This window comes from Pseudoalteromonas sp. TB64, from assembly GCF_000498095.1.
Taxonomy (GTDB): Bacteria; Pseudomonadota; Gammaproteobacteria; order Enterobacterales; family Alteromonadaceae; genus Pseudoalteromonas.
Window position 1 is genome coordinate 1 of sequence record NZ_AUTQ01000204.1, and the last position, 10,836, is coordinate 10,836.

Genomic DNA, 10,836 nt, shown 5'->3' on the forward strand with positions numbered 1-10,836 from the left:
CCCGCCGCCAATCACGAGCACATCAAACTTGTCTTTTTTGCTTAGCGATGCAGCTTGTCGCTCTGCACCTTTACTATCTACTTTATTAAGTATGTCAGTAAGGCTTAGTGCACCTTGGCTAAATGGTTCTCCATTTAAATATACAGCCGGTACCGCTAAAATGTTTCGCTCTTCTACTTCTGCTTGAAATAATGCGCCATCAATCATCGTGGCTTTAATATTGCTGTTTGTCGCTGCCATCGTATTGAGTGCTTGCACTACTTGCGGACATGTTTGGCAACTTAAACTTATATATACTTCAAAGTTAAGCTCTTGAGTAAGCGATTGTATTTGTTCAATGTCTTCACTTTTTGCTTTACTTGCGTGACCGCCTGTATGTAAAAGTGCTAACACTAAACTTGTAAATTCGTGCCCCATTGGTACACCCGCAAACGTAATGTGGGTATTATTTAAAGGCGAATGTACAACCATAGACGGGCGGCGTGCGCTTGTGTCTGGGTTGTTTATTACTGTAATTTTGTCGCTCAACGATGCTAAATCGTTTGCGAGACTTTCTACTTCTGTTGATTTTTTGCTGTCGTCCAAGGCGATAAGCAGCTCAACTGAATGTTTAAGCGATTCAAAATGGCTTTTTAATTGATTTTTAATGTTGTTGTCTAACATGGCTTAAGCCCTTTAATGGATAAATAAAACAGCAGTAACCCCATGCCATCAATGTATGTGCTAAATCTCAGAGTAAATATTGATGGCAAAGGATAAGGCAGTTTCCTGCCTTAATTTATAACGTTGGTTTAATTAAAATTAAATTTTACCAACTAGGTCAAGTGAAGGTGCAAGTGTGTCTTCACCTGGCTGCCAAGATGCAGGGCAAACTTCACCGTCATGAGTTGCAATGTACTGTGCAGCTTGAACTTTACGAACTAGTTCTTTAGCACTACGGCCAATACCTAAATCGTGAGTTTCAATAATTTTAATTTCGCCTTCTGGGTTCATTACAAATGTACCGCGAAGTGCTAAGCCTTCTTCTTCAATCATTACACCGAAGCTGCGTGTAATACGGCCAGTTGGGTCACCAATCATTGGGTAAGTAATTTTACCAATAGTGTCTGACGTGTCATGCCATGCTTTATGAGTGAAGTGAGTGTCAGTAGATACTGAGTAAACTTCTACGCCCATTTCTTGAAGTTGTGCGTAATAATCTGCAACATCGCCAAGTTCAGTAGGACATACAAATGTAAAATCTGCTGGGTAAAAGAAGAAGATTGACCATTTACCTAGAACATCTTTTTCAGACAATTCTACAAAGTCACCGTTGTGGTAAGCGGTTGCATTAAATGGTTGTAATTTTGTATTAATTAAAGAAGTGCTCATGGTATTTCCTCATTTATATTTAAAGTATTTATAAAGTAATCAACGCTGCCAATTAAAGTGGCCTGTCGCGTTGGCTTGATTAGTACAATACGGCTAATGAGGAATTAAATAAAATTGATTGTTTAGATTAAAACAATCGGTTTTTTGGATTGAACTTTATAACACCTTTTACCGTAACCATTCTTAGGATTGTAAAGTTGGCGAATTATTAAGATCGCTAATCCCAATACTGCTACAATAGCCGCGCTTCAAATAAGTCATTAAATATAAGGCACACCGTAATGGAAAAATTTGTTAACCACATCCAACTAGGTTACTTGGGCTTAATCCCTTTTTTAGGGTGTGTAGGTTGGCCACTCATGTTTGGCAGTAATAGCCTTAACTTAGAGTTTTTTACTTTTTACAGTATTGCTATATTGGCTTTTATGGCGGGTAATTTATGGCGTGCGGGCGAGCAAAGCTATAGCAATGCAATTAAAGCTGTATTGCCTGTTATTCCTATTCCATTTTTATCGTTTATACCTACCGAGTGGACACTTGCATGGTTAGGCGCCAGTTTTTGGCTAGTACTTATTTTTGAAAAAACCACACCTCAGTGGCAAAGCTACCACAAAGATTATCAAAAAATGCGTGTTGTACTTACCTCCGTTGCGTTTGTTTGTCATATCCTTACTATTGGTATGAGTATTTACCCTAAATAGTGGTTGTAAACTTAAACATTGCGCGGTAATAAGGTAATATCCGCGCACTGCTATTTGAGGACACACCATGATTGACCAACTACGCCAACAACTTGATGAACTTGGCGAAAACTACGTAGAAAAAAACGCTGCATTTAAAATCAAAGTGATCCCATTTTTTTGTGCTATACGCATTAAAAAAGACCATAAAAGCGAAGGTCGTTTAAGTTTTTATTCAAGCCAATTACTTGAAATCTTTTTAGTCGTGCTATTTTTATTATTCGGTTTAACACTTTACGACACTAATGCAGGGTTTACCCATGGTCCTATCCATATTGCATTTGCCATTTTAATTACTTTTAATCTTATTATTAAGCAAATCGCGATTGAAGGATTAAAAACCAGACTCGCGTTTCACCGTTTAATAGCAGCAAAAGCACAAACTAATAGTGACAATGTTAGTTCGACAGAAAGTAAAAATATAAAGTAAATTATGTATTTAAATAATAAATGGCGGATCCTTACGGTGGGCGATGGCGACTTATCGTTTTCAAATGCCATCCGTAACCATGTAAACCCACAAACGCTAGTTGCTTCTACCTACGACGACGCAACTACCATTGAGCAAAAATACCAAAACAACGCGCTAAACAACCTAAAGGCGCGTAACGTTCACGTACTTAATAGCTTTGATGTTACAAATACGGCGTGTTGGCAAGGCTTAAAAGGGTATTTAAATAGCTTTGATGTGGTGATTTTTCAGTTTCCGTTAATTCCTGCTTTTGTAGGGCGCGAAGCGTTTGAAAGCAATACACGCCAAAACAGTATGAATGTACTTAACCGCGCCTTGCTACATCAATTTATTAAATACGCTAATGAGTTTGCACTAGACCCTGGTGGTCCAATGCTATGTTACATCACCTCTAAAGATGTTAAACCGTATCGTGAGTGGAATATAGAAGGCAGTTTAAACGATCGCCTAAACATTGAATATTGTGGACAAATGCAATTTGATATTAGCCACTTTGAAGGCTATAAAATTCGTAATGTTGACCGAGATAAGCACGTAAAAGATACCAGCGGTATAACCTACGTATTTAGCCCTAAAAATATTGATACACACACTAGTGAATTAAGCCCACAGCTCACAAAGCCTGCTTACTTAACACCTAATCATTGCTCGCTTTGCCGCGTTGGTCCATACATGGCAAGCGAGGACGAAACTAAACATTTAAACGCTAAAAAGCATCAGCAAATGTTGCATCTTGAGAGCGATTGGCAACAATGGTTAAATGAGTTTTATAGCTAATTAATAGCCCTACTACAGTTGATTTAATTATACGTTTTCGCGTTTAATTAAATCAGCTGCTTTTTCAGCAATAGCAATAACCGATGCATTAGTATTACCGGTTATAATATTTGGCATAATAGACGCATCAACCACGCGCAAATTACTCATTGCATGTACTCGTAAGCTGCTATCTACCACTGCCATTGAGTCTTGCCCCATTTTACATGTACCAACCGGATGGTATTCGGTATCTGCAGTTTGGCGAATAAAGGCGATAAGCTGATCATCATTATTTATATCAAGCGGATAAACCATTTTTCCGCGTATATTATCAAAGGCTTTGCTTTGCATAATAGCGAGTGTTTTTTTAAGCCCCAATAACATTACCTTTAAATCATCAGGGTGACTTAAATAATTAGGGTCAATAAGTGGTGCGCTACGTGGATTTCTATCGGCTAAAGTTATAGTGCCTCTACTTTTAGGTCTCATAATACTGCTATGAATACTGCAACCATGTCCGTAATGAAGTTTACGGCTATGATCATCAACCAACCCAATAACAAACTCTAGTTGTACATCGGGCGCAGGTGAGCCTTCAAATAGCTTTATAAATGCATGCGACTCTGCAAAATTACTGGTTAAACGCCCTTGTCGTTTACTAAACCAATCTACACACCCTTTTAAAATATGCCCTATACCTAATGGGCTCATTCCAAATGTACCCTTATTGTATTTAGCTTTAAATAATGGCACTACCGTTAGGTGATCTTGTAAATTAGCACCCACACCTTCAAGCGGTACGGCAATTTCAATATTATGCGCTTTTAAGTGTTCCCTAGGTCCAATGCCTGAAAGCATTAATATTTGTGGCGAATTAATAGCACCGGCGCTAAGTATGACCTCTTTTTTTGCAATCAAATCAACAACCAGGTTATTACGCTCTATTTGTACTCCTTTTGCGGTGTGGTTTTTTATATTTATTTTATTAACGTGGCTATTCGTTAATGTAGTTAAATTTAATCGGTTTAAATGCGGTGTTAAATACGCTTTTGCCGCACTACAGCGCTCACCATTATGCTGAGTTACCTGCGATAAACGTGCACCGCTTTGCTCTTTGCCATTTATATCGTCGCTAATATTAACGCCTTGCTCGGCGCAGGCATTTAAAAAATACTGGTTTACATGGCTTGGATTATTTAAATCTTGTACATGTAATGGGCCTTTTGCACCGTGCAGTTCGTTACGTATAAACGTTTTATTGTTTTCGGCTTTAATAAAATAAGGCAATAAACTATCAAAATCCCACCCCGTATTACCATTAAAAGCCCATTGGTCGTAATCGTATTTATTTCCTCTTATATAAACCATTGCATTGGTAGAGCTCGACCCACCCAGCACTTTGCCTCTAGGTACAAACCCACAACGATTATTAAGTGCTTTTTGCGGTACGGTATTGTAATGCCAGCTATTAATGCCATAAGGCACACTCGCTGCAATACCCGCAGGCATTTGTACAAACGCGCTGTTATCACTACCGCCAGCTTCAATTAAACACACACTTACATTTTTGTCCTCAGATAACCGCGAGGCAATTACGCAACCGGCACTGCCTGCGCCAATTACAATGTAGTCAAATGTTGTGATGCTCATGGTGTACCCTAAGTAAAATTCAAACCGCTTTAGCCGCAATAATGCATTTTAAAAGCCAGTAAAACTTGATATTTTTAGACATGGCTTGCAGTAAATGTATTAAACTGGTTAATTATTTAACTAGCTAGCACTATTAATTTTTAATAAATTGGCAGTGCTTTTTTCAGTGATTTTTCGATATTTTTTTAGCACTTTTAGCAATACTTAAGGTTAACTATGAGCAGTCTGATTAGAGCTACGGCATTGCAGGGTATAGATACGCTAATTTTAGAATTAGGCGGAGATCCGCATACAACTCTGCAAAGCTGTAATATTAACGTTGATTTTAAAAACCTCGAAAACCAATATTTACCTTATCGTTATTACGCTGAACTATTAGAGTACTGCGCTTGTAAATTCAATTGCTCTAGTTTTGGTATTAAGCTTGCCAGTAGGCAAAGTTTTGATATTTTAGGGCACGTTGCAATAGCAGCAAAAAGCGGAACTAATTTAGGTGATGCACTTAGCTGGGTTGTTAAATACTTACATTTACACAGTCCGGCACTGAGCTTAACGTCTCATCCTTTAGAGGATGAAAAAAGCTTATTTTTATCATTCGAAATTAACCTAAAACCCTTACCTAATATTAACCAAGCGTTTGAACTAACCATTGGTTTAGCGTTAGCTATTATTAAAAAGCTGAGTAATAATCGCTGTAAACCAATTAAAGTATTTTTACCCCAAAAATTAAGTACTAATACACGTGCTTATAGCGCTTATTTTGGCTGTAAAGTGATAGAGCATCGCAATAGCGCCGGTATTGTAATTACAAAAAGTGATTTAGCACTTAAGCTTGAACATACACAACAAAGCAAAGTACAGGCAGCGCTAAGCTTTTTAGCAAAAAATGCAGAGCACGCACAACAATTACCTAATCAAGTCAGTGCGTTAATAAGACCCATGCTCCCTATTTATCAATGTAGTAACCAAACTATTTCAGCTGCGCTTGGCATGCATCCGCGTACTTTACACCGGGAGCTTGCTAAACATAATACAAGCTTTGTAAAACTCAAAGATGCCACACGCCGTGCTTTAGCTGCGCATTATTTAGCGCAAAACCAATATACTCTATCAACCATATCAGAGCTTTTAGGGTATCAAGAGCAAGCAACCCTAAGTGCTAATGTTAAACGCTGGTTTGGTTGCTCTCCTAGAGCATATAGAACTAAAAAAATGATAGAATAAACGCTCTTTTATTTTCTAAGGAGTGGGTATGAACTTTGTTATTGTTGGCACCAATTTTATTAGCGACACTTTATTAGCCGCTGCAAATACATTAAATGGTTTTAACTTATATGGAGTGTGTTCACGTGCACAATCAAGCGCAAAAGCATTTTTAGCCAAGCACCCACAAAATGTACAAGCAAAAATCTTCACCTCAATAGAGCAAGTATGTCAGGATCATAATGTTAATGCCGTATACATAGCCGCCCCTAATAGCTTGCATAAACAATACGCCGTAATGTGTTTGCAAGCTGGTAAACATGTACTTGGCGAAAAACCATCAGCAGCAAATTCTAAAGAACTAACAACCATCATTGCTACAGCTAAAAAGCATCAACGCTTATATATGGAAGCGATGATGACTACCCACCTGCCAAACTTTGCACTATTACAACAAGCAATGGTTAAAATAGGCACACCGCGTAAATATATTGGGCAATACAGTCAGTATTCGTCTCGCTACGATAAATACAAAAATGGTGAACGCCCAAATACTTTTTTACCTGAGTTTGCTAACGGCGCGCTAGTCGATTTAGGCATTTACCCGCTTTATTTATTAATAGCACTGTGGGGAGTCCCCAATAATGTAAGTGCAAGCGGTGTATTACTTGATACCGGTGTAGATGGCGCAGGTGATGTATTACTAAACTACGCTGATAAACAAGCGGTTATTAGTTACTCTAAAATATCGCAAGGCGATAATATAACCGAGATACAAGGTGAACTTGGTCGTATTCGTATCGAAGCTGTATCACAACTTAGAAAAGTAGAATTTATTGCAAATAATGGAGAGCGTGAATTAGTATCTATCGCGTTTGATGAGCACTTTATGAAATTTGAAGTTGAGCATTTTATGAAATTAGCGAGTCAAAATCAGTTTGAATCAGATGTTAATACACATCAACTTTCACTAAATGTTATGAATGTGCTTGACGAAGCACGAGCGCAATTAGGGGTTATTTATCCAAATGACAAGCAAATTTAAGGTATAAGTTGCCTTAATAGCTAAATTTAAGATGGGCGTTAACCAACGACAATCAACGCCCATGGGAAGTCTAATTTAACTTTAAAGCGACAACACTGGCTTACAAGCATCTGTAATTGCTTGCCAGTTTTTGTCTTCAACGTGTTTTGCATCTACAACCCACGTACCGCCAACAGCAAATACATTTTTAAGCGCTAAAAAGTCATTAAAGTTAGCACCGTTTATACCGCCAGTAGGGCAAAATTGGCATTCTCTAAATACGCTTTTAACGCCATTTAAAAAGTTAATACCACCAGCAAGGTTTGCCGGAAATAATTTCATTTCTCTAAAGCCAGCTTGATAAGCTAATGCAATATCTGACGTATTAGAAACACCCGGTAATACCGGCACACCACTTTGTACTAGTGCATCAAGTAATTTAGGGGTTACAGCAGGTGTTACAATGTAATCTGCACCAGCATTTAGCGCATCTTTTAAAATAGGCGTATCAATAATTGTACCCGCACCTACTTTTAAATTTGGCATAGCCGATTTGATTGCTTCAAGCACTTCAAGAGAGCTTTCGTGACGTAACACTACTTCTACTAAATCTATTCCTGCAGCATGCATAGCTTGGGTAATAGAAACTCCCGTCCTTGGGCAATCCGTTTGGATGATCGGTAATAGTTTTTGACCATTCATATACTCAGAAAACAACATAACCTACCTCTTTAAGTCACGTAAAATACGTGCCTATCAGTTAATGCGCCTTAGTGCTTTATAGTCACTTTGGTCGCTCTAGATGTGAAATTAATTACATCTGTCATATTTTTTTTGTGATACTCACGTTTTAACAAGCTTTGCTAACAACGCTTTTTGCAGAAATCACCGTGTTTTGTAAAAGTTATATTGGTACACTACCTTTACTTAATACTTGGTATTAATAAGCCGTACTGACGTAAAAGGCAGATATAAAATGCATTTTGTGCGTTTATTATGCTCTTTATGTAATAATTTATTGGTTTGTTGTTCATTAAATTATTTGAGTTATAAATAAATTTTATACGTATAGTCACTCAAATATTGTTTTTATAATTTTTATCAAAACAACCTTTAGCCAGTTAAACCTTACCATCGGCATATTAAAATTAATAAGCTAACTCTATTTAGTTAGCAAAAATAGCACATGAAAATTTACCAATCAAGATTACCAATTAATTTATTTTCAACTAAAATTGGTAATACATGCTAAAATTACCAATAATATGTTGTAGTTTTTGGTAATAACATCGTTTTTGATTTTTGACATTGTGGTTAACTTTACGGTAACCTTTCGTCTTAACATTTGGTCTATGCTCTAGGTTTTATAGGACTTAGCGCCAATGGTCCTTAAGGTAATGAAGGTAAAATATGGGAAATCGTCGCTTATTTTGGCGCATAGTTGATAAAGTTGAGTCTTTAATAAACCAAGGTGAGTTTTCTGCTGGGAGTCGTTTACCCCCAGAAAGAGAGCTAGCAGAAATGTTTGACGTAAGTCGCCCTACGATTAGAGAAGCTATTATCGCATTAGAAGTGCGCGGCCGTGTTGAAGTAAAAACAGGCTCTGGCGTTTACGTTGTTGAAAAACACGACGCGCCAATAAAGTCTCAAGAGATCAGTGCGTTTGAGTTAACTCAAGCTCGCGCGTTAATTGAGGGTGAAATTGCAGCCTTAGCAGCGCAAAGCATTACAGAAGAAGAACTAGCAAAGCTACATAAAACATTAGTAGCAATGCAAGAAGGTCTGTATGTAGAACAAGCTGATCGTGAATTTCATGAAATAATAGCTCGCGCAACGCGCAACAGAGCACTCGAGTTTGCTGTTGCTAACTTGTGGGATTTACGTTTAACCAATTCGCAAATTGTGGCTGACTATAACAGCGTATGTAAAAATAATGACGATTGTGTAATGGATGAGCACACCGCTATTTATAATGCATTACAAAAACACGACGCCAATGCTGCACGCTCAGCAATGCACCAGCATTTTAATAGATTAATAAATGCGTTATTTGATGCTGTTGAAGCACGTGCACTTGAAGAAATAAAAAGAAAAAATAGCGAAAAACGCGGTCTTTATTCACTTGACGGTCTAGTTAAAAGCGCTCATTAATCTCTAAAACTAGTCAGCCCTGTGCTGGCTAGTTTTAATTTAGTATTTACGTTTATACTTATCAGCGTTATTAACGCTCTACAATAAACCCTCATATACCTACTATTAATCCCTACAAGCTAACCTAAGCAATTTTAATGGTACATTCGAACATTTCAAAGGCTAATATTTTAAAACACGCTAAATGCATTTAAGCGCAGTTTTAATGCAATTAGTACACTCCCTTAAAATGAGTAACCAAGTAACTTAAGTTCAAGATAAATCTATCTCAAGCAACTATTTCCCACACTAACCACCTAACTGCAGTGCATTTACTAGCAACAACCCAGCTATTGGCATGCCAATTAACCTATTGCCACTAAAACCATTGGCTAGATAAAGCATTAATATCATTACAGCTAAATACCTTGGCGAATACCTTAATCAGGTTCAGGTTAAATGGAATATAAGCTTAATGATTTTCATCAGGCATAAAAAAATCCCCATACGGGGATTTGGTTTCCTCTCACTGCAGTGGATGCTAAAGAATCTATGTGAGAGGACGCTTTAGCGATTGCAGTGTGTGCAAGAAGCTTTTTTTTAATTAGGGCGTGTTGATCTTTGCGGTATAAAAAACAAACAGCATGAGGATAAGGTATAATTGAATTCGCTAAAAAACGTTACACCGAACCCTCATGCCAAGATTAATGTTAACAGACGCGACATGGAATGTCTTATCAAAAGTAATGCACTTAAGTGGTCGAATTTATAATAAGCCTGAGCATAGAAAAACGCTCGAAGGCATACTCTATAAGATGCGTACCGGTATTCCTTGGCGAGATTTACCGTCTTATTTCGGCTCGTGGAGTGCTATCTATAGACGATTTAATTTATGGTCCAAAAAAGATATTTTGAATGAATTATTTCGTGTGTTATCCCACTATGCTGATATGGATTGGATCTTTATTGATGGCAGTATTGTCAGGGCTCACCAGCATAGTTGCGGTGCAAGAACCGCTGGCAATGAATCAATCGGTAAGAGTCGAGGTGGCAATTCGACTAAAATTCATCTTGCAGTAGATAGCGGAGGATTGCCTGTTTATTATGAATTATCCTGTGGAAATACGCATGATATCGTCCATGCAGAGTCACTTGTAGACAATTGCCCAACGAGTAATGTGGTTGTCGCAGATAAAGGCTACGATAGTGAAAAACTAAGAGAGTTTATTCGTGATAATAGCGCTACACCCGTTATTCCACGCAAGGATAACAGTTTAGTGGGTAATGAAGATATTGACTGGTGCATGTACAAATATAGGCACTTAGTTGAGAATGCCTTTGGTCGGATCAAACAATATAGAGGGATAGCTACAAGGTATGAAAAGCTTGAACGGAATTATCATTCCATGCTCGCTTTAGCATTTACTATGATGTGGCTACCAATGTGGGCTGATTAATATATATACTACAAAGATCAACAGCCCCTA

At 37.8% G+C, this 10,836-nt stretch carries 11 protein-coding genes; 7 read left to right on the plus strand and 4 right to left on the minus strand.

Annotated features, from left to right (window positions below):
• Positions 1–663 (minus strand): thioredoxin family protein (locus tag L647_RS0116955; RefSeq protein ID WP_024612107.1); only part of this gene is annotated, 663 nt, incomplete at its 3' end.
• 138 nt (positions 664–801) lie between these two features.
• Complete coding sequence (ahpC, locus tag L647_RS0116960; protein ID WP_007581822.1) at positions 802–1,371, minus strand: alkyl hydroperoxide reductase subunit C; 570 nt, start codon at positions 1,369–1,371, stop codon at positions 802–804.
• A gap of 281 nt (positions 1,372–1,652) precedes the next feature.
• Between ahpC and L647_RS0116965 the strand changes: the two genes are divergently transcribed.
• The 3 genes from L647_RS0116965 (at position 1,653) to L647_RS0116975 (ending at position 3,360) form a co-directional block, all read left to right on the plus strand.
• On the plus strand, positions 1,653–2,072 hold the full coding sequence (locus L647_RS0116965) for a DUF3429 domain-containing protein (RefSeq protein ID WP_024612108.1): 420 nt from the start codon (positions 1,653–1,655) through the stop codon (positions 2,070–2,072).
• A gap of 67 nt (positions 2,073–2,139) precedes the next feature.
• Positions 2,140–2,541 carry a hypothetical protein gene (locus tag L647_RS0116970; RefSeq protein WP_024612109.1) on the plus strand — a complete coding sequence of 134 codons (402 nt, stop codon included), beginning with the start codon at positions 2,140–2,142 and terminating at the stop codon, positions 2,539–2,541.
• Between the two features lie 3 nt (positions 2,542–2,544).
• Positions 2,545–3,360 carry a class I SAM-dependent methyltransferase gene (locus L647_RS0116975; RefSeq protein WP_024612110.1) on the plus strand — a complete coding sequence of 272 codons (816 nt, stop codon included), beginning with the start codon at positions 2,545–2,547 and terminating at the stop codon, positions 3,358–3,360.
• Between the two features lie 27 nt (positions 3,361–3,387).
• On the opposite strand, the gene L647_RS0116980 is transcribed toward L647_RS0116975, so the two are convergent.
• Entirely contained in the window at positions 3,388–4,992 is a 1,605-nt protein-coding gene (locus L647_RS0116980) for a GMC family oxidoreductase N-terminal domain-containing protein (protein WP_024612111.1), read from the minus strand.
• A 216-nt stretch (positions 4,993–5,208) separates the two neighbouring features.
• On the opposite strand from L647_RS0116980, the gene L647_RS0116985 reads away from it, so the two are divergent.
• Both L647_RS0116985 and L647_RS0116990 read left to right on the plus strand, forming a co-directional pair.
• Positions 5,209–6,216, plus strand: coding sequence for an AraC family transcriptional regulator (locus L647_RS0116985; RefSeq protein WP_024612112.1), 1,008 nt, complete (start codon positions 5,209–5,211; stop codon positions 6,214–6,216).
• A gap of 28 nt (positions 6,217–6,244) precedes the next feature.
• Positions 6,245–7,240 (plus strand): Gfo/Idh/MocA family oxidoreductase, encoded by a 996-nt coding sequence (locus L647_RS0116990; RefSeq protein WP_024612113.1) that lies wholly within the window; start codon positions 6,245–6,247, stop codon positions 7,238–7,240.
• 81 nt (positions 7,241–7,321) lie between these two features.
• Here L647_RS0116990 and eda read toward each other — a convergent pair whose 3' ends face one another.
• A complete protein-coding gene (gene eda, locus L647_RS0116995; protein ID WP_024612114.1) occupies positions 7,322–7,939 on the minus strand; it encodes a bifunctional 4-hydroxy-2-oxoglutarate aldolase/2-dehydro-3-deoxy-phosphogluconate aldolase in 618 nt (205 codons plus the stop codon).
• A 690-nt stretch (positions 7,940–8,629) separates the two neighbouring features.
• Between eda and L647_RS0117000 the strand changes: the two genes are divergently transcribed.
• The gene (locus tag L647_RS0117000) at positions 8,630–9,370 is read left to right on the plus strand and encodes a FadR/GntR family transcriptional regulator (protein WP_024612115.1); all 741 of its coding nucleotides are present in this window, start codon (positions 8,630–8,632) and stop codon (positions 9,368–9,370) included.
• 674 nt (positions 9,371–10,044) lie between these two features.
• A complete protein-coding gene (locus L647_RS0117010) occupies positions 10,045–10,806 on the plus strand; it encodes an IS5 family transposase (protein ID WP_024611512.1) in 762 nt (253 codons plus the stop codon).
• Positions 10,807–10,836: the final 30 nt, after the last annotated feature.